We start from the raw sequence: 20,269 nt of genomic DNA, 5'->3' as shown, positions 1-20,269 counted from the left end.
CTTCCTTTCTGCCGTCTTTACACAATGAGTGAAATATACGCGCGCACGATCGCTTCTCCGAAGAAAAACGCGGTCAACGCCCCGAGTGCGATCGCCGGCGCAAACGGCATCGGCTTGCCGCGCCGCACACGGCCGAGCGCCATGCCGACAAGCCCGATCACCGTTCCATACAACGTCGCCAAGAAAAACGCGAGCAACACCATTTTCCAGCCGTGCACGAATCCAAGCACGGCAAACAGCTTCACATCGCCGCCGCCCATCCCGCCGTTGGACAGCACGGCGATCAGCCACAAAAGGAAAAAGCCGACCGCCGCGCCAAGAAGCATATCGTCCCACGGCAAAAACGGGATCACAAGCCGTTCAACCAAAAACAAACCGGCAAACACGAGAAGCACCCGGTCGGGAATGAGCATGTAGCGGAGATCAGACACGACGATGATCGCCAACAGGCTGATCAACGTCCACGCCACGATCAACCGCCCGCCCCAGCCGACCCACATCGGCGCGGCCGTAAACAAGGCAGCGGTGGCCAATTCCATCGCCGGGTAAAGAGGAGAAATGCTCCCCCCGCACCCTTTGCACCGCCCGCGCTGCACGACATACGACACAACCGGAATGAGCTCCCTCGCCGATAGCGTTCGTCCGCATGCCGGACAATGCGACCGCGGCCGGACGATCGACTTCCCGGCCGGCACCCGCAGCCCGACGACGTTGAAAAAGGAGGCGAGGAGGAGGGAAAGAATAAATAAATAACTTACAACCATTTGTCCTCACTGGGGAAATATTTAAGATTGTTGGGCTGGATTGTTTCTAACTTGGTTACGACCTAAATTGTCCTCGGTAACGGCTCCTCCATCGCTAGTCTGGACGCCTCGTTTACTATTAATCAATTTAACACTATAAGACAACTTATTATTGTTATTGCTAACGATTACATATGAGCCGGTTTTGTCATAACCTACTCCATCTGGGTCTTTTACTGTTTCCAAGTATCCATCATTCTCTAGCTGCTGCAGTTGAACTTCTCTGGTGCTTCCGCTGGCAGGTATAAGACTTTTATCCGCTGTCACCGCAATTTTCGTGGCATTGATCATTTGCTGTGCATTGGCTACATGCGCATCTTTTTTCGAATTGTCAATCAATCCCCCGATCGCCGGAATGGCAATCGCCGCGATAATCCCTAAAATGACGATGACGGCGAGCAGTTCGATGAGCGTCAAGCCGCGCTCGCTTTTCAACACCCGTTTGAACATGGTTCTCTCTCCCTTTCTTTCATTTTTAGCATGTTTTCCCTATTATTCTACAACAAAGGAAGAGAAATAGGAATATATTCTTATTTTATTGTTGAATATGATTGAAAATATCATACATCGGCACGATGATCGAAGTGACGATCGTCCCGACGACGCCGGCGAGAAGCACGATCATGAGCGGTTCGATGAGCGATTTCAACCGGTCGGTGGCCGCATCGACTTCCGCCTCGTAAAAATCGGCGACTTTGCCGAGCATGGCGTCAAGCGCACCGGTCTGTTCGCCGATCGTGATCATTTGCGCAACAAGCGGCGGAAACGCCCAATGGCGGCGGAGCGGCTCCGAGAGCGATTGCCCGCGCTCGAGGGAGGTCCGCGCTTGAGCAAGCACAGATGCGATCACTTCATTTTCAACGACGCGCCCAGCGATGGAAAGCGCCTCTAAAATCGGCACCGAGCTTGCAACAAGCGAGCTGAGCGTCCGTGTCAGGCGGGCGAGCGCCGCTTTTTGCACGAGCGTGCCAAACATCGGCATCCGCAAGGCGACATAATCCAAATAGTACTTCGTTGTCTTTTGCCGCCGAAGGGCCACAAACGATGCGTACACGCCGGCAAAAAGCAGGACGACGGCCCACCAATACCGCTCCATCACACTGCTCGCCTTGAGCACAAGCTTCGTAATCGCCGGCAGTTCGGCGTGGAACTCGGCGAACATCTCGACAAACGTTGGCACAACGGCGACAAGCAAAAAAATGACGACCGCGGTGGCAATAATGGCAACGGCAATCGGATAGGCGAGCGCCGAGGCGATTTTTTGCCGCGTCCGATGCATTTTTTCAAAATGATCGGCCAAGCGGTCAAGCGTCTCGTCAAGCGTCCCGCTCGCTTCACCGGCGCGCACCATGTTGACAAACAGCGGCGGAAAGATGCGCGGATGATTCGCCGTTGCCGCCGAGAGCGGGTTCCCGTTGCGCAATGACTGTTCGATGTCAAGAAGCGTCTTAGCGAGCAGCTTGCTTTCCGTTTGCTCCGCCAAAATGCGGATCGAATCGACGATCGTCACCCCGGCGCGCACAAGCGTCGCGAACTGGCGCAAAAAGATGACAAAGTGCTGCAGTTTGACAGCGCGGCCGAACGAAATTTCTTTATTCCATATCGACGGCGGCACTTCGGCGAGTTCCAGCGGGCGAATTCCTTTTTCCCGAAGCTTTGCCGCCGCCTCGCTCCGTGAAACGGCAACGATCACTCCAACTTTTTTTCGTCCGCTCCGATCGCGCCCCTCGTACTTAAACTGCGCCATCGTCCCCACGCTCCCCTGCCAAATACACTTCAGCCGCCAACGGATCGATGCGTCCATCAGCTGCAAGCTCCTTAACGCTCATTTCCATCGTCTGCATGCCGATGCTGCGGCTCGTTTGCATAATGTTGATGATTTGATGCTCTTTTTCGTTGCGGATTAAGTTGGCGACGGCCGCATTGTTGATTAAAATTTCCAGCGCGGCTGTCCGCCCGCTTTTGCGGCTGTTTGGAAACAAGCGCTGAGCGATGATGGCCACCAGCACGGAAGCGAGCTGCAGCCGGATTTGCGCCTGCTGGGCCGGCGGGAAGACGTCAATCATCCGCTCAATCGCCGCCGGCGCGCTCGCCGTATGAAGCGTGCCTAGCACTAAATGGCCCGTTTCCGCGGCGGTGATCGCCGTTTGGATCGTTTCCAAATCGCGCATTTCCCCGACTAAAATGACGTCTGGATCTTGACGAAGCGCAGCGCGCAACCCGGCGGCAAAACTGCCGGTGTCGAATCCCACCTCGCGTTGGTCGATGATCGACTTCCCGTGTCTATGCAAATACTCGATCGGATCTTCGAGCGTGATGATATGTTTCGACATCGTTTTGTTCATATAGTCGATCATCGCCGCCAATGTCGTCGATTTGCCGCTGCCGGTCGGTCCGGTGACAAGCACGAGTCCGTGCGGCTTTTCGGCAATGCGCTTTAACACATTCGGCAGGCCAAGCTCCTCCAGCGTCGGAATGCGCACCGGGATGAGGCGCACGGCGAGCGACACGCATGACCGCTGTTTAAACACGTTTAAGCGAAAGCGGGAAACGCCGGCAATGCCATACGAAAAATCAAGCTCTCCGGTTTCCTGAAACTGCTGCCAAAGCGACGCCGGAATGACGGCTTTCGCCATTTGCTCCGTTTCCTCCGGGCGCAGGCGTTCATGGCCGTAGGCTCTCAACTCCCCGTTCACACGAAAAATCGGCGGCGCGCCGACGGTCAAATGCACGTCGGAAGCGCGACATTCAAAGGCCGCGCGCAATAACGCCTCAAGCTTTTCCTTCATCCGTCTCACCCATCAATGCAAAATGGCCACTTTCAGCACTTCTTCAAGCGTGGTCAACCCTTGCTTCACTTTCAACAGCCCGTCATCCAGCAAAAAAATCATTTTGTTTTGCATAGCAAGCTCGCGCAATTTCGAAAACGGTTCATTGTTTAAAATGACGCGCCGCATCTCCTCGGTGACGACAAGCAGCTCGTGAATCGCCAGCCGTCCGCGGTAACCGGTCATGTTGCACGTCGGACAGCCGCGGCCACGGACGAGTTGGCGGACGTCGATGCCGCGGCGGGCGAAAATGTCCCGCTCCCGCTTCGTCGGCTCATACACCTCTTGGCAGTCGCGGCAGACGCGGCGCACAAGCCGCTGCGAGACAACGCCGGCAAGCGATGTGGCCACTAAAAACGGCTCAATTCCCATATCGATCAGGCGGGTAATCGTGCTTAATGCATCGTTCGTATGGAGCGTGCTCAACACTAAATGGCCCGTAAGCGAAGCGCGAATCGCCACTTCCGCCGTCTCGCGGTCGCGAATCTCCCCAACCATGATGATGTTCGGGTCTTGACGCAAAATCGAGCGGAGCCCTTGGGCGAACGTCAAGCCGACATTCGGGTTGACTTGAATTTGGTTGACGCCTTCGATCTGATATTCGACTGGATCTTCAATCGTAATAATGTTCACATGCTCGCTGTTTAAATGGTTGAGCGCCGCATAGAGCGTCGACGATTTCCCCGAACCGGTCGGTCCGGTGATCAAGACGATGCCGTTCGGCCGCTCGATCAAGCGAATGAACCGATCGAAATTAACCGGATTGAAGCCAAGTTTATGAATATCATTTAAAGCTGCACCCAAGTCGAGAACGCGCATGACGATTTTCTCGCCGTATACGGTCGGCAGCGTGGAAACGCGCAAATCGACCGGATGAAAATCGATGTCCATTTTGATCCGCCCATCTTGCGGCACGCGGTGTTCAGTGATGTCCATATGGGCCAAAATTTTAATTCTCGCCGTCAACATGCTTTGCATATGTTTCGGCAGCGCTCGTTCGGTGCGAAGCAAACCGTCGATCCGATAGCGGATGAGCACTTTCGTCTCCTGTGGATCGATATGAATGTCGCTCGCCCGCTGTTCAACAGCGAGCTGCAAAATTTGGTTCACCAAGCGAACGATGGGAGAATCGTCCTCAGCAGCCCGCTCGTCGACGCGCACCTCAGGGGGCGGCGTTTGCAAAAAATCCTCAAACGCTTCGTCGATGTCGTAATATTTATTGATCGCCCGCAAAATATCGTCTTTTGAAGCAATCGCCGTTTCAATTTGAAACCCGGTCGACAGGCGTAAATCGTCGATGGCGAAAAAGTCCATTGGATCGGCCATGGCAACGAGCAGCCGATCGCCTTCCACCTTGAGCGGCATGACCATATGGCGGCGGGCAAACTCTTTCGGCACAAGGTTTGTCGCTTTTGGATCGATCGGGTAGCGGTACAAACTGACGTGCGGAATGCCGAGCTGAAACTCGAGCGCTTCAATCAACTGCTGTTCCGTGATGTAGCCGCGCTGCAGCAAGGCGTCGCCGAGCTTTTGTCCGGGCGCCTTCTCGCGCAGCGCCTCGGCCAGCTGGCTTTCGGTGATCAACCCCGCTTCGACAAGCAAATCACCAAGCCGTTTCCGTTCGTGCTTTTTGCTCATTTTTCCTTCCCTCCGCCCGCATCCGTCTTCTCTTCACTGCCAACGGCAGAGACCGATTCCCCGTTTTCTGCCTCATCGCCTTTCTTTGACGTGGTCCCGCTCTCTATATTCCTGCCGCTGTTTTCCGCAGTCGAATCCGGTTGATTCGCCGCTCCATTGTTTTCCGTCACCCCATTCGACGGCTCCATCGTTCCGCCTTCTCTGTCGCCGCTTTGCCCAACATTGCTTTCCGGCACTTCCAGGCCGCGCACGTGAATCGTATACGTTGGCGGATAAAAATCTTCGCTCACCGTTTCTTTGCGCACGAGCCGAGCGCCGTCGCGCACTTCGCGCTCCACCGTCACAACCAGCCCCGGCCGCCCGATTTGTTCCGTCCTCTTCTCGCCCGGCGCCAAGCGCGCGTCATAGCGGACGATGACACGCGGTTCGATGGACTCCGCCTCGCCCAGGCGGATGATATATTGATAGGCAAACGGCAAGCCAAGAATGGCAACATGCACTTTTCGCCCATCATGCCGGAGAAGAAGCGTGTAGTCGGTCGTGTTGGGGTTGAACCATTCCAAATCGCGGCCGCCGCTAATGGCCGCCTCAAAGCCGGGAGCCACTCCATCCGGCAACATACGGCTTGTATAGCGCTCCACGACAGTGAAATTGGTCGCCAGCACCGCCCGGTACACCGCTGAAGCGATCGCATCAGCCGCCTCATCGGACAAATCGGCCTTCACCCTTTTCATATAGTCGCCAAACGAAAACAACTGTTTCGCCTTGATCACCGCGCGCCGCTCTCCAGACAGCCAGCGGACGGCCGAAGAGTCAGGCAACGATGCGGCCGCTTCGCTGACGACTGGCTGTCGACCGTTTGCCAATGATATGTAACGAGCCAGGTCGATCGGAGATGATGGCTTTTGCAGCTGAGCCGCCTGTCCCTCTAAATCCGCCCCAAGCTTCTTGATGTCAAGCGCCGATAACGCCGCTGGAGGAACAATGGCCGCCGCCGCTTGGAGGCACTTTTCTAAATCAGCGATCACAAACAGCGGCGTGCGCCTCCCGTCGACAAACCGCTTCGTGCTCTCGGCAAGACGAAACGCAAACGCATCCGCCGGCAGGTCAATGCGCTTCTCTTGGTACTGCAAAGAAATGGAAGCGGTCGCCCGCCACTCGTTTACTCGCTCGGCAACCGCCTGTCGGGCTGTTTCCGGCGTCATGCCGGAGAGTGACACCGGACCGACGGCCGTGCCCGGGCCAAGGCGGCCGTCATCCGGGACTAACGCATCATAGGCGAGGGTGCCCAGATGCGAAAAAGCGATAAAATAGACGGTGCAAACAGCCATGACAACAAACAATTTCCACGCGGCAGCCTTTTTCACCGCCGACCCTCCTTACATTACGCCTCCACATTCATCGAGACATCGACGATGACGCTTGGCCCCGCCTCTTGCGCCCTGCGCACATCCTCTTCACCAAGCAGAGCGCCCGCCTTAAACAGCAGGCGGCCGTCTGTATCATAAATGTCTTTTGTCAGCCGCTTTCCAGCCAACAACGCAACTTGTTTTTCCCTCAGCGACTGCAGCGCTTCAACATTTTCCGCACTTTCGGCCATCGCCTCTATTTGCGCGGAAACGTCCTCTTCCGCCATGCCGCCGGTTGGCTCGATGCTTTCTGCCTTCAACAACTGCGCTGGGTCATCAAGAAGCGATTCGTTCGCTCCGTCATTGACGACCAAAATATCTTTGCCGTACGTCAACACTTCCGAGGCCGGCAGCACCGCTTCCCCCTTCTCGAGCTGAAGAGCGATGCCGACAATATCCCCCGACTCTTCATCGACGAAAAACTCGCGGACCTCGCCGAGCAGCTGCCCTTTGCGCGTGATGGCTTTCGTATTTTTAATGCGGATTTGCTTATTGACGAGCTGATTGGCGATCGGAATTTCTGAGAGGTCAATTACATCGTGCCCTTGCTCCACCGTCACGGCAAACTCGCCGATGCCGACGACTTTTTTAAACGGAATGGCCTTTAAACTGAGTTGCACATCGTCTTGTTCCACGGTCAAAAAATCGATCGATCCTTTGTCCGGGTTGATCACCAAACTTTTCACCGTGCCGATTTGTGCACCGTCAGCAATGCTGATGATCGGCAGTCCAATGATTTGCGCGCTAGCTTTCATCCTTTTCACCCCAACTGTTTGCTAGTGTTGCGGCAAACTGCCGCCAAAGCGCCAACTCTTCGGACACAACCGGATAGGCGTGAAAACGGTCAGCGAGCTCCTCAAGCCATGCTGCGAGCTTGGCGTACTGTTGTTCTACTGCATAATGTTCCATTAACAAACGGGCCAATACGTAATAGTCGCGGTCAGAAAGCGGAGCGTCCAAACATCGGCGGAGGCAGCGCTCGTAATCGGCGGCGCCCAACCGATGGCGGTTGAAGCGCAATTCAAGAGCGACCGCTTGCACGACTTCCGGACCAATCATTCGTGTTGCCCGTTCGCTCTCTTTCTCCCGCCGGCTTTCCGTTTGCCCATCTTCTTCCGGCTCGCGGCGTTCGGTTGATTGTTCGCCTTCCGACCAGCCATGCTCCGCTCGATGCCCTTCCTGCCTGTCAGACCCTGCTTTCATCGCCTCCTCCTGACAGGGCGGTTCAGCAGCCTCGTCCGTTCCCGACAGCGAACGGTCAACAATACCTGGCATTGCTTCTTCCAAAAACGCCCCTTCACGCGGCATTGCCTGGCCGGAAGGCAGTCTGTTTTCTACAGCAAAAACGCCCGCCGAGCTAGAAGACATGAACGCGGAAAGTTGCGCCTCCTCTTCTTCATGGCTGAAATCAAGCACCTGCAACAGGCCGCGGCCGTCGTCGGCCGCTCCCGTCTGCATCACCGCCGCTTCGATGTCTGGCGTCATCGAGACCGGCAGCTCATCAAGCCAATCGCGCAGGCGGCGCGTTGGCTCGACATTCGGCCCGCCACCGTCACCCGTCATGGCGGCCGGCTCTGCTCCATTCAAATCCAAGGCGGACAACTTCTCCAGCTCCGCACGATCCGAATCCAACGGGAAAAACCCCTCTCGCTCGGCATCGTCTCGGTCCACGGAGCGCATTTTTTGCTCCGCATCGGCCGAATCCACCGAAAGCAGCTCCTCCAACTTCGTTTGATCCGCTCTGGGATCGGAAGCGGCTTCCTCTATGCCATCCATCGATCGAAGCAAGAAAGCAGTCTGTTCTTCCCGGCGCCCCTCGCTGGATTTCGGCGCCCGCTCCGTCTCCCCCGAAGTTGCTTCCGACTCTGCAAGCGACGCTCCTGAAACGGTGTTACCGGTTTCCTGTACGTGCGATCGCAACGCTTCCCCACTCGAGTCAGCACCTTGAAATCCCCTAGAGGCGTCATTTTGTCCAAAAGCTGCCGTCCAGGCTGAATCGACTAGATTCTCCGTTGCATTCTGGACCATCGTCCTATCCCTATCGCCGGCCGCCGTCTGGTCACCACTCCCTTTCCATCCTCCCGTTCTCCGCTCGCCAGCTTCCTCCGTTTCCACCGATCGGTAAAGAAGCGGGCCGAACCAACGATCAAGCAAATACGATCCCGCCAACAGCAACCCTCCAACGAGCAGGATGATCTGCCACAAAGGAATCACCGATTCAGCCAACTGCGCCAGCCCCGCAGCCAAAAAAGCAGCCGCCACAACCGCCGCGCCCCCGGCCCGGCTGAAGCCAAGCGGCAACAGCCAAACAGCCAACAGCGCTACTATGAATGCAATAACGTAAACAACCGCCTCTTTCCACATGCCTACCCGTTCCTTCCCGGCGTATCATTGGCAATAACGCGCCAAATATGCCATTGCTCGTTCTCTTATCCTAAAATTCTACATGGTTCGACTCGAAAATATTGTATAATAAAGTTACATATTTTGAAAGAAGGTTATGACAAATGGCGGGAAGCAATTTTCCTCTTCCTAGTCGTCAAGCAGGATTTACGTTGATCGAAACGTTGCTGGCCATCACTCTTTTATCGGGCGTCGCAATCGGTTTGTTTTACTTTTTCACGAATGCGATGATGCATACGTCTTACAACCAAGGGCGGACGGTGGCCGTCAACGTCGCCCGCGGCGTCGCTGTCTATTTTGAAAAAAACACAGATTTCTCCCGGCTAAAAGAGTATATGGAAGACCATCAAACACCGTTTCTTGAGCTAACCAAAGACGACTGCGGCAACGAATCGTTGGCGGCGCTGTTTTTTGCCGGTGAATCTGGCCAACTGCATACGGTATGCGAAGCGCAGTTCATCCCGAAAATCAACGATGTCCGCTACGAAGCTTCCGTTTACCTTGTCCGATACGACAAGGAGGCATGGGATGCATTCACTTCATCGTCGGAATTCGCTTCCTTGCCTGCGCCGCTGCAGGCGCGCATCCGTGCTGAAACGGAAAAAGCAGCCGAATCAAACGCCGGCGGCTACATGACCAAATTATACACCACCGTCCGTTGGGGCGAACGAGCGAACGAAACAGCGTGGGTCGAAGGGGTGATCACCGATGAAACGATCCGCTAGAAGCGAAGCCGGCATGACGATGATCGAGCTGTTGGCCGCCGTTTCCATTTCTTTGCTCATCATCGGCGCTATCTACACCGTGTTTTTAACCGGCATTCGCGCCTACGAACGCATCGGCATCGAAAACGACTTGCGCAGCGAAGCGGACTACGCCATGGCCCGAATAATGAACGAGCTGTACATGCTCTCTCCGGATGGAATGGAAAGTCAAGAGGAGAACAAGCCGTTAACGGCCGTCACCTTTGTGAAAAACGAAGAATTCAAAGCCGATGCGGACACCGGGCTTGTCTCCCGTGAAGAGAAAAAGCCGGAAAGCATCGAGCGGATGACGCTGTCCATCCAAGACGGCGCGCTCGCGATCAATGGCGAAACGATCACCTCTTCCCGCTTTTTGCTGAGCGACTCTTCATCGTTTTCATTCCGTTGCGCACGAAAAGAAGGCAACCTTTGCCGCAGCGGCGTCATGACAATCCGTCTCATTGTCTCCGACCGTCGACACGCCGATCCGAGTGGTTGGCTGTATGTGCCGCCGTTTACATTGACAACGGAATTTGGTTTTTAAATATTGCATTCCGAAACTTTGTCTGCGAAAGGAGGGGCTGCGATGAACCGACTGCGCTTGAACGCCGCTGGCTACAGTTTGGTGACAACGATGCTCATGATCACCCTCTTTTTTTTGCTCGGCTTGACGATTTTTACAGTCGCCGTCCAGCAAGCGCGATTTACCACGGTGCGCGTCGAGAACATCGAATCGTTTCACGAAGCCAAAACAGCCCTTAATGAAGCAATTGCTGAGCTTAAAGCTGAGCTTTCAGACGATGATTTTTTTGTTCACCATGACATTTTCACCCCTAGTCAATGGGATGCATTTCTCGGTATTAACGAGGACACCCCCAGCCCGGAGACGATCGCCGGCAAGCTGAAAGCGCGCTACGGCGTGGAGGTGGAAGACGTGTCCTATCGCTTGTACAACATTCCGACGAACAAAGTGTTCCTCCGCGCGCTCAATTTGTCCAAACCGTTTACGGACGGCCATCGCGAGCGGAAAGTCAAACGGCTCGTCTTTTTAACGAATACGCCCAGTTTTCTCAAATACGCGCTCGGATCAAAAGAAACCGTCATCTTAAACGGCGGCGTCTACGTGGAGCAAGGGAACGTATACGCCGGACAAAACGCTTACATCAGCAACGCGGCAAACTACGTGAAAAAAAGCGGCGAGTTAACGATCGCTCCTATCGATGGCGGACTGCCTGCATCAATGAACGATTCGATTTGGCACATTCATGACAAGCTGCTGTTTTCATGCACGCAAACGAGCAGTTGTTGGAAGACTGGCGGCCGAACTTTCCAAATGGAAGAAGGCCTTTTCTTCCCAGGATGGCCGGACGATGGCGGCCCCCTCATTCAACAAGAGACGGACGATTTCATCGATACTGATTTCGAGCGCACCGTGAAAGATAAATTGCTTCAAGCGGCCGATCTCTCGCCGTTGTCGCCTGAAACCCAACAAGCGTATATCGAGCGCATTGAAAACGATCACCAGCCGCCGCTCGATGTAGCGCGGGAGCTTGAGCAAGAAGGGAAATTGGCTCGGGTCGTGACAGACGACGAAACGCCGTATGAACAATCTATCAATCAGATGCCCAAAGACAAGCCGCTTTGGTTGGACGCAGAAGGGAAGGAGATCACCCTTTATCGCGGCATTGACGTGCAACAAAATGGCCAAAACCAATGGCTCATTGTCAATGGCAATCTCCGCATTGAAGGACCGACAAAATCAACAGCGGCTGTCCGCGGCAATTTGATCGTGTTCGGTGATTTGACGCTCACTGGAAACTTGGCGTTGAACGCGAGCATTTACGTCACTGGCAAGACGACCATTTACAACAGCCATATCGACGGAGTAGATGGAAAAGGGCTCGTGTTGTTGTCCAAAGGCACGCTCGATATCGCCCGCATCAATGAATTTCAAGACTCAAGTGAAATTCCGAACTTAAAAGGGTATTTTTATACAGACAGCAGCGCGACGATTTATGCTGTCGGGTCGTATTTGTACATTGAAGGCGGGTTGTTCGCCCGCGGGAACGGAGCGGCTGCTCCGGATACAGACATCAACGGGCTCGTCATCAACGCCTTTCGCGGCCGGATCGAGCCGAAAGACGGTGAGCCGTGGAACTTCATTCCAAGCTCTGACATGCGACAATCCCGTCTGATCGTCAAATACAATCCACGGGTGTTAGTCGAACAAGGAACAGGATTGCCATTTGTCAATCAAATCTCACTCGTCGCCGACCGGCTTGAAGTTGAGTGAACGAAGACGGCTAAATTCCCTCTCTCATGCTCTCGATCCCTTGGACACAATGAAAAAAAGCGGCTCTCCAATTCAGGAGGCCGCTTTTTCCATCATCACCAACGCCCACCACTGCTGCCGCTTCCCCCCTCATCTTCACGCGGTTGGACAAAGACCCACACTGAGGCTTGAATTGGCCTGCCATCCAGCGTTCTCGCATTGGCGGTCGCCGTCACAACCGCGTAGCCGACGTCCACTGCTTCCAAATACCATCGGCCATTTTCTTGGACAACATTGACAAAGCGCGGGTCAGACGATGCAACAGAGCGGAGCGTTCGGTCGCTTGCATTTTCCGGAATAAAGCGGAGCTCTGGCGCCACCTCCAGCCGGTCGCCAACGTTCATGCGTACGATCGGGTTGCGGAACTCCATACCTTGAAGCGCCACGTACGGATTCATCACCTTGATGACCGCCGATGCCGACGCGTTGCTGCCGTCAGTCGCGCGGACGGTGATCGTCACCGTTCCAGGCTTTCGCGCTGTCACCGTGCCGTTTTGATCTACGGATGCGACATTCGGGTCGCTTGATGTCCACGCAAGCGTTTTGTTCGTCGCGTCGCTCGGAACGATCGTCACCGAGATCGTCTGCGTATCTCCGACATTCATCGTTGCTTGATATGAACCAAGCTTCAGTTCTGTAATCAGCTTTGTATACGTAAACGTCGCGCTCGCTAAACCCGTTCCTCTCGTCAATCCCCCTGACGCCTGCACATTCACCGTGTAGGAACCGTCATTGGAAATGGCAACAACATACGGCGACGAGAGCGGTGTCCAAGCGGATGCCACCCCATTTCGCACTGCTTGGTACTGATATGACACCCCTTCACCGGCCACCAACCCGGCGATTTTAACGATCGGCGCCTCATAAGTCGTCGCTCCGTTTGGTACGACGCCATTGGCTGTCACAACGGAAAGATGAGGCTTAATGTACACCGGCACCGTCTGGCCATTGCTGTACGTGACAAGCAGCACGCCATCATCATTCGGGTCATATTGCAAAGCCTTGACAGGCAACGTCAACAATCCATATGAATTCGGGTGTTTGGTTGTCCCAACAATGGTAGATGAAGCAGAAGTGAATTGCCACTTGTTTACAAGACCATTCTGATCACCCTCATAGTAAAAGTTTGGGAAATCATCCAGGCGAACTTTCATACCGATTCGTTCCGCCGGCGGAGAGAGCGTCGACGTTTGTACACCATAACGGCTGTCGGTAAATGTCACGACAGCTGGCGGCAATTGGACATTACTCATGGCAAAATCTGCTTGCATCACCCACTGCGCCGAGAGCGTCAGTTTGTTGAGCTGGCTATAGTCAAACGTTTGGTTGGCAAACGACCATTGGGCATAACGCTTGCCGTTATTTTCAAAGGTTGAGACTTTGCCATCTGGAACAACGGAAATGCCATCGGGGAGTTCTTGGACAATGCTCACATTACTGACCGTTCCTGTCGCATTGCCAACATATCCGACAAGCGACAACGAATACGTGACACGGAAGCGACTGTCGTCGCCATCCGTGGCTCCGCGTTTGATTAAGCTGTCGACTTTATTGGTTAATCCTTCCAGCTTCACCGTGCCCGTGAACGATGGCGTCGCTTCGTCTTTGACAGTGATTGTCACCGTTTTCGTCACAGCCGGCTGTGGTTGGCCATACACATCCCGATACGTCAGTTCAGCAGTGAACGTATATGTCCCTTTTGCTTTAAATAACAGAGGAATGGGAATTGTCACCGGCGCCGGAGTGCCTTGACCAACTTGGTATGGGATGGAAAACGAAATATACGCGTTTTGCTTGTTTTCATCCAGCCATACTTGGCCGTTTTCCGCAACAGCGACATTGCCGCCAAACGACGAAAGCGGGATGCGGATCGTTCCGGTGATCGCCGGCGTGGTGGCAAGCTGGGAAAACTGTTGGAACAAGGCGGTCAAATTTTGCGTCGTTCCTTGCCGCGCCTCGCCGCCAGCAGTCGCGGACAGCGTCTGCAAAAAGCTCATATCGACTTCAGTGTTGCTGCCAAAACCGATCGAATAAAGGGTAATATTGTTCATTCCAAGCATTTTCGCCACCGCTGTGGCATCGGCTCGGATTTTCCCTTCAATGCTGCTGTAAGTGAATGAATAGCCGTTATCCCAAGACACCCGCCATCCATTAACATAATCTTGCCCATCGCTGTAAAATTGGCGAGAATATCCTTTGTTATCGGTAAAACGGATACCGGCAGTCCGTCCATCACTGTACAATTCGTATGTGACCGAAAGAGAATCGGTCACTCTATTCCCTGTATACTGATATCCGCCCCAAAATTTCGGTTTGACCTCCCGATACGTAATCGTATCGGTTGTATTCAAAACCGTCGGCATGCCATCGGTTAAGAAAATGATATACTTTTTCCTTGTTGGGTCATTGAAATACGACTTGGCAAGAGACAAAGCAACCGAATAGTTCGTTCCGCCGCTGGCAGTCAAGCTGTTTCCAGCAGCCAAGATGGCATCGAGCTGACTCGTTACATTGGATTTCAAGCCAAACGGGACGACGCTTGTTGACAGCACTTCATCAGAAAATGGAATAAGGGCAAAACGGTCATTTTGATTATAATTGGACTTAAAGTAATTAACCGCCGATTGCAAAGCAGATTTCGCACTTTGCAACTTCGTCGTCGTCATCGATCCTGACACGTCCATGACAAACACCACATCGATCGGCGGACGGACGGGCGACGAAACGGCCCCTTGTGGAATGAGCGTCACATCGAGCCGGCCTTGGGCATCGCCGTTCGGCGGCTTAGCGTATTCCGGCTGTGAAAACGCAAGGGAAAAATCCAATTTCGCCGTGCTCGCCTCCATTTGCCTCGTATATAGATAAGGCATCTGTGGAAATGAAAAATACACATCCTCTTTTCCATTTCCCAACACGCGATACGCATCGACAGTGATTTGGTAAGTCGCCCTTGTTCCCGAAGCCGACGGCCACTTCCCGCGCATATCAAGAGAAAACGTATATTTTTTCTCCCCGTTTCGGTCCGCCGGCGCTTCCACCGCTTCGGCTCGGTAGCTGACTGCCGCGCCGCTTTGTTCCTTCGGCTGAATGCGAATCATAAAGTAGCGAATGCTGTTCCCTTGCCCGTTGCCGCTCCCTGGTGCGGTCGCCCATCCCTCGATCTTCTCATCCGAAACGAACGTAATGGCCCCCTCTGTTTGATCGGCATACACAACACCTGCTTTCATCGGCCATAGGCTTGTCATCAGCCAAAACAACATTCCCCATAAAAGCCAGCCGCGCCACCGCTCCATGCGCCTCCCCTCCCACGCCAAAAGGACTATCTTTCTTCCATTATATCAAGCCTTTTCATCGCTTGGCATTATTTTTTTAAACGTTTTCGCACTTCAGATATAAAGTAAAGCGATCCCGTAATGAGCAGCAACTCATTTCTCCCCATTCGGTTTTTCTTCCCATCGACCCAGCCGATCCAATCACCTGTCACCGCTTTCTGCGGATGAGACGAAAGGTCCGCCAACTGTTCCGCTGCTGCCGCGCGCGGAAAATCAAACGTGGTAAACGTGATCGTATCCGCGAGCTCATCAAGCCGTTGAATCATCCGCTCAAGCGGCTTGTCCGCCAAAGCAGCAAACAAGACATGGACGCGTTTGTCCGGATAATGGGCGCGCACCGTCTCCACGAGCGAGCGAATCCCGGCTTCGTTATGGGCGCCATCGAGAATGATCAGCGGTTTGTCGCTCACCCGCTCAAACCGGCCGGGCCAAGCAGCTGCAGCCAGCCCATCGGCGATATGCTCCGGGTCGATCAAAAACGAATAGCCAAGCCGCAATAGTTCGGCCGCCATCACCGCCACCGCCGCGTTTTCGACTTGATGGGCGCCGGGCATGTGAATGCGCACATCGCGGTATTCAGAAAACGGCGTGACAAGCGAAAACTGCTCCCCTTCCACCGTCGCCTGCCGGTCGGAAACAATGAAATCGACGCCGAGACGATATGTTTTCGCTTTCCGCTCCGCGGCCGTCTTGGCGATCACCTCCCACGCCTCGGGCTCGTTGACGGCTGTCACGAGCGGCACCCCGGATTTGATGATTCCCGCTTTCTCGGCGGCAATTTGTCCGAGCGTATCGCCTAAAATGTTCATATGGTCATAGCTGACGTTCGTGATGACGGAAACGAGCGGGTAAATGACGTTGGTTGAGTCCAAGCGGCCGCCGAGCCCGACTTCAATGAGCACAATATCTTGAATCTGTTTTTTGCCGAAATAATACAACATCATGGCCGTGATCACTTCAAACTCGGTCGGCCCGCCAAGTTCTGTCCGTTCCAATTCGTCCGCAAGCGGTTGGATCGTTTGCACAAGCTCCACGATCTCTTCATCGCGGATCGGTTCGCCGTTGACGCTGATCCGTTCGTTGAACTGCTCGACATACGGCGAAGTGAACGTCCCGACCGAATACCCCGCCGCCTGCAAAATCGAGCGCAAATAAGCGACCGTCGACCCTTTTCCGTTCGTTCCGCCGATATGGACGGCGCGGACGCGGCGTTCCGGGTGGCCGAGCTTTTCCATCATCCATTCCATCCGTTTTAGCCCCGGCTTCATGCCAAGCCGCAGCCGCCCGTGAATCCAAGCGACGGCTTCCTCATATGTGCGGATCATATTCACGACTCCTCCCTTGAGAAGATCAAGATCGAAAGGCTGGCGATGGGCCAAGCAGCTTCCGCCAGCGAAAAAGACGAACCCGCATGATGGCGGATTCGTCTTCATCATAATCAACCAAACAATCGTTTGTCTACCGTTTCAGCTCAGCGAGACGCGCTTTCACCGCTTCGCGTTTTTCGATGTAGTCTTGCCGCTTGCGCCGCTCTTCTTCGACGACATGGGCCGGCGCTTTCGCCAAAAAGCCTTCGTTGGCCAGTTTCTTTTCGACGCGCTCGACTTCTTTGTTCCACTTGTCAAGCTCTTTTTCAAGCCGCTTGATTTCTTCTTCAATATTGATCAGCCCTTCAAGCGGCAAAATAAGCTCCGCTCCGGTGACGACAGCGGTCATCGCTTTTTCCGGCGCCGGGACATCGGTGTCGATGACCAGCTCGCTCGGATTGCAGAACCGTTCCAAATAAGCGCGGTTTTTCAAAAGCGCTTCCCGCACGCGCTCGTCTTTTGTCTTAATGTAGAGCGCAATCGGTTTGCTCGGCGGCGTGTTCACTTCAGCGCGAACGTTGCGGACCGCGCGGATGATGTCCACAAGCATCCGCATTTCTTCAGCCGCTTCTTCGTTCGACAGTTCGGGACGCACTTGCGGCCACGGAGCAACGGTGATCGATTCCCCTTCATGAGGCAAGTTTTGCCAAATTTCCTCGGTAATGAACGGCATGAACGGGTGAAGCAGGCGCATCGTGTTGTCGAGCACATACGCCAACACCGAACGCGTCGTCTTTTTCGCCGCCTCGTCATCACCGTACAGCGGCAGCTTGGCCATTTCGATGTACCAGTCGCACAAGTCGTCCCAAATAAAGTTGTACAGCGTGCGCCCGGCTTCACCGAATTCGTATTTCTCCGCGAGCTTCGTCACCGTGTCGATCGTTTCGTTTAAGCGCGTTAAAATCCAATGGTCGGCGACCGTTTTTTCGCCGCTCAAATCCAGCTCCTCGTACGTCATGCCGCCCATGTTCATCAAGGCAAAGCGCGAGGCGTTCCAAATTTTGTTGGCAAAATTCCACGTCGCTTCGACTTTTTCCGTGCTGAAGCGCAAATCTTGGCCCGGCGAGCTGCCGGTCGCCAAGAAATAGCGGAGCGCATCGGCGCCGTACTGGTCGATCACATCCATCGGATCGACGCCATTGCCGAGCGACTTGCTCATTTTCCGTCCTTGGGCGTCGCGGACGAGACCGTGGATGAGAACGTCCTTGAACGGCCGCTTCCCGGTGAATTCAAGCCCTTGGAAAATCATGCGCGATACCCAGAAGAAAATGATGTCATAGCCGGTGACAAGCACATCGGTCGGGTAATAGCGCTTGTAGTCCGGCGAGTCGGTATCCGGCCACCCCATTGTCGAGAACGGCCAAAGTGCCGAGCTGAACCACGTATCAAGCACGTCGGGGTCTTGCTCCCAGTTTTCAATGTCTTTCGGCGGCTCATGGTCGACGTAAATTTCCCCCGTTTCTTTATGATACCACGCCGGAATCCGGTGCCCCCACCAAAGCTGGCGCGAAATGCACCAGTCGCGGATGTTTTCCAGCCAGTGCAAGTACGTTTTTTCAAACCGCTCCGGCACGAACTGCACTTTTCCGTCCGTTTGCTGGAGCTTGATGGCGGCTTCAGCGAGCGGCTTCATTTTCACGAACCATTGCGTCGACAAATACGGCTCAACGACCGCGCCGCTCCGCTCGCTATGGCCGACCGAGTGCACGTGCTCCTCGATTTTAAACAGGACGCCTTGCTCCTGCAAATCGTGGACGATTTGCTTCCGGCATTCAAACCGGTCAAGCCCTTGGTATTGCATGGCGTTTTCATTCATCGTGCCGTCTTCATTCATGACGAGAATGCGCGGCAAGTTGTGGCGGTTGCCGATTTCAAAATCGTTCGGGTCGTGCGCCGGCGTAATTTTCACCGCCCCGGAGCCGAATTCCATATCGACATATTCATCGGCAATGATCGGAATTTCGCGGCCGACGATCGGCAATTTCACCATTTTGCCGATCAAGTGCTTATATCGCTCATCATCTGGATGAACCGCAACAGCCGTATCGCCGAGCATCGTTTCCGGACGGGTCGTCGCCACTTCGATGTAGCCCGAGCCGTCAGCGAGCGGATAGCGCAAATGATAGAGCGCGCCTTTTACTTCTTTATAAACCACCTCAATGTCCGACAACGCCGTTTTCGTCACCGGGTCCCAGTTGATGATGTACTCGCCGCGGTAAATGAGCCCTTTCCGGTAAAGCGAGACGAACACTTCGCGCACCGCTTTGGAGAGCCCTTCATCCAGCGTAAACCGCTCGCGCGTGTAATCGAGGCCAAGCCCTAACTTCGCCCATTGGCTGCGAATATGGCCGGCGTATTCTTCCTTCCACTTCCACGTTTCTTCTAAAAATTTTTCCCGGCCTAAATCGTAGCGCGACAGCCCTTGGCTGCGCAATTTTTCCTCCACTTTCGCCTGGGTGGCGATGCCGGCATGATCCATCCCTGGAAGCCAAAGAACGTCATAGCCTTGCATCCGCTTCATGCGGGTAATGATGTCCTGCAGCGTCGTATCCCACGCATGCCCCAAATGCAGTTTGCCGGTGACGTTCGGTGGCGGAATGACGATCGTAAATGGTTGTTTGTCCGGATCGCCGGTCGCTTCAAAAAACTTGCCTTTCAGCCACCATTCATAACGCCCCGCCTCAACGGCGCGATGGTCGTATTTGGGCGGCATTGACACTTCATGCTGTGCCATAATCATTCCCTCCTTCGACATGATGGACAATGCGGCCGACGGCGGCTTTCCTGCTTGGCAATGCCGCGCCGCCGGCAAGCAAAAAAGCCCCTTTCATCCGAAAAGGACGAAAGGAGCTGCTTTCGCGGTACCACCTTTTTTCTTAAGCCTGGAGGCTTAAGCGCTTCATTGGCATAACGGCATGATGCCGGCTTCCTCTACTTGGCGGCAGCGCCGTTCAAAGAAGCAGCTCAAGGGCGACCTTCCAGCAGCCGTCATCCTAGGAAATCTCGCAGCTTCTGATTTCCCTCTCTGCAGGCGCGGACCGCTGTACTCCTCCCCGTCTTCGCTTTTGTCGTCATCGTTCGATTATTATACTACCATTGTCCATCATCTTTGCCAAGTTTTTATTTATTTATTCCATCCGTGTGCATTTGGTGACAAACCATCGCACATTTCATATTGTATAGTAAACCGGAGAAGGAGGGAATGTCGATGCGGCGATTCAATCCGTATTCGTGGCCGCCGTGGCTTCGGCAAGTACGCGCCGTCTGCGCCCAAGTGATCATCCCGCTCACCATTTTTCAAGCGATCCGCACCATTTTTCTGCCAACAACGTTTGATGTCATTTTATTGGCCATCTTCGTTTTCATTGCGGTGGCGCTCCATTTGGAATGGATTTAGTGCGACGCCGTTTTGTT

Annotated in this window: 15 protein-coding genes and 1 other annotated feature; of the genes, 4 read left to right on the top strand and 11 right to left on the bottom strand. The window is 54.3% G+C overall.

The features are described 5' to 3' along the window. Positions 1-17: 17 nt before the first annotated feature. The 8 genes from N685_RS0109855 to N685_RS0109820 form a co-directional block, all read right to left on the bottom strand. A complete protein-coding gene (locus N685_RS0109855) occupies positions 18-764 on the bottom strand; it encodes a prepilin peptidase (RefSeq protein ID WP_031407942.1) in 747 nt (248 codons plus the stop codon). 21 nt (positions 765-785) lie between these two features. Continuing rightward, entirely contained in the window at positions 786-1,253 is a 468-nt protein-coding gene (locus tag N685_RS0109850; RefSeq protein WP_031407941.1) for a prepilin-type N-terminal cleavage/methylation domain-containing protein, read from the bottom strand. Between the two features lie 85 nt (positions 1,254-1,338). After that, a complete protein-coding gene (locus N685_RS0109845; RefSeq protein WP_031407939.1) occupies positions 1,339-2,550 on the bottom strand; it encodes a type II secretion system F family protein in 1,212 nt (403 codons plus the stop codon). Next, a complete protein-coding gene (locus N685_RS0109840) occupies positions 2,537-3,592 on the bottom strand; it encodes a type IV pilus twitching motility protein PilT (RefSeq protein ID WP_031407937.1) in 1,056 nt (351 codons plus the stop codon). Before N685_RS0109840 ends, N685_RS0109845 begins: the two co-directional genes overlap by 14 nt. 12 nt (positions 3,593-3,604) lie before the next feature. Beyond that, entirely contained in the window at positions 3,605-5,269 is a 1,665-nt protein-coding gene (locus N685_RS0109835) for a GspE/PulE family protein (RefSeq protein ID WP_031407935.1), read from the bottom strand. Further along, entirely contained in the window at positions 5,266-6,636 is a 1,371-nt protein-coding gene (locus N685_RS0109830) for a VanW family protein (protein WP_031407933.1), read from the bottom strand. The genes N685_RS0109835 and N685_RS0109830 overlap by 4 nt, the downstream gene beginning before the upstream one ends. Before the next feature lie 17 nt (positions 6,637-6,653). Beyond that, positions 6,654-7,433, bottom strand: a complete 780-nt coding sequence (locus tag N685_RS0109825) for a PRC-barrel domain-containing protein (protein WP_031407931.1) — start codon at positions 7,431-7,433, stop codon at positions 6,654-6,656. Further along, positions 7,423-9,042 (bottom strand): putative sodium/potassium/calcium exchanger, encoded by a 1,620-nt coding sequence (locus N685_RS0109820; protein ID WP_031407930.1) that lies wholly within the window; start codon positions 9,040-9,042, stop codon positions 7,423-7,425. Before N685_RS0109820 ends, N685_RS0109825 begins: the two co-directional genes overlap by 11 nt. Positions 9,043-9,185: 143 nt before the next feature. Here N685_RS0109820 and N685_RS0109815 point away from each other — a divergent pair, with 143 nt between their 5' ends. The 3 genes from N685_RS0109815 to N685_RS0109805 are packed head-to-tail and all read left to right on the top strand — an operon-like array spanning position 9,186 to position 12,117. Beyond that, the gene (locus N685_RS0109815) at positions 9,186-9,806 is read left to right on the top strand and encodes a type IV pilus modification PilV family protein (RefSeq protein ID WP_031407928.1); all 621 of its coding nucleotides are present in this window, start codon (positions 9,186-9,188) and stop codon (positions 9,804-9,806) included. Then, a complete protein-coding gene (locus N685_RS0109810; RefSeq protein WP_031407926.1) occupies positions 9,790-10,368 on the top strand; it encodes a PilW family protein in 579 nt (192 codons plus the stop codon). Before N685_RS0109815 ends, N685_RS0109810 begins: the two co-directional genes overlap by 17 nt. A gap of 42 nt (positions 10,369-10,410) precedes the next feature. Then, a complete protein-coding gene (locus N685_RS0109805; protein WP_031407924.1) occupies positions 10,411-12,117 on the top strand; it encodes a hypothetical protein in 1,707 nt (568 codons plus the stop codon). A 95-nt stretch (positions 12,118-12,212) separates the two neighbouring features. Here the strand turns inward: N685_RS0109805 and N685_RS0109800 are convergent, their stop codons facing one another. The 3 genes from N685_RS0109800 to N685_RS0109790 form a co-directional block, all read right to left on the bottom strand. Continuing rightward, entirely contained in the window at positions 12,213-15,449 is a 3,237-nt protein-coding gene (locus tag N685_RS0109800; protein ID WP_031407922.1) for a VWA domain-containing protein, read from the bottom strand. 68 nt (positions 15,450-15,517) lie between these two features. Beyond that, positions 15,518-16,813, bottom strand: a complete 1,296-nt coding sequence (locus tag N685_RS0109795; RefSeq protein ID WP_031407920.1) for a bifunctional folylpolyglutamate synthase/dihydrofolate synthase — start codon at positions 16,811-16,813, stop codon at positions 15,518-15,520. A gap of 133 nt (positions 16,814-16,946) precedes the next feature. Beyond that, positions 16,947-19,589: a valine--tRNA ligase gene (locus N685_RS0109790; protein ID WP_031407918.1), complete on the bottom strand. Its 2,643-nt coding sequence runs from the start codon at positions 19,587-19,589 to the stop codon at positions 16,947-16,949. Between the two features lie 99 nt (positions 19,590-19,688). Then, positions 19,689-19,924: a binding site (T-box leader), on the bottom strand. Positions 19,925-20,063: 139 nt separating this feature from the next. On the opposite strand from N685_RS0109790, the gene N685_RS0109780 reads away from it, so the two are divergent. After that, positions 20,064-20,252 (top strand): hypothetical protein, encoded by a 189-nt coding sequence (locus N685_RS0109780; RefSeq protein ID WP_011232115.1) that lies wholly within the window; start codon positions 20,064-20,066, stop codon positions 20,250-20,252. Positions 20,253-20,269 lie beyond the last annotated feature (17 nt).

Origin of the sequence: Geobacillus vulcani PSS1 (assembly GCF_000733845.1) — a bacterium.
GTDB lineage: Bacteria > Bacillota > Bacilli > Bacillales > Anoxybacillaceae > Geobacillus > Geobacillus vulcani.
The sequence above is the reverse complement of the archived record's forward strand: the minus strand, read 5'-3'. Positions and strand labels throughout refer to the sequence as shown.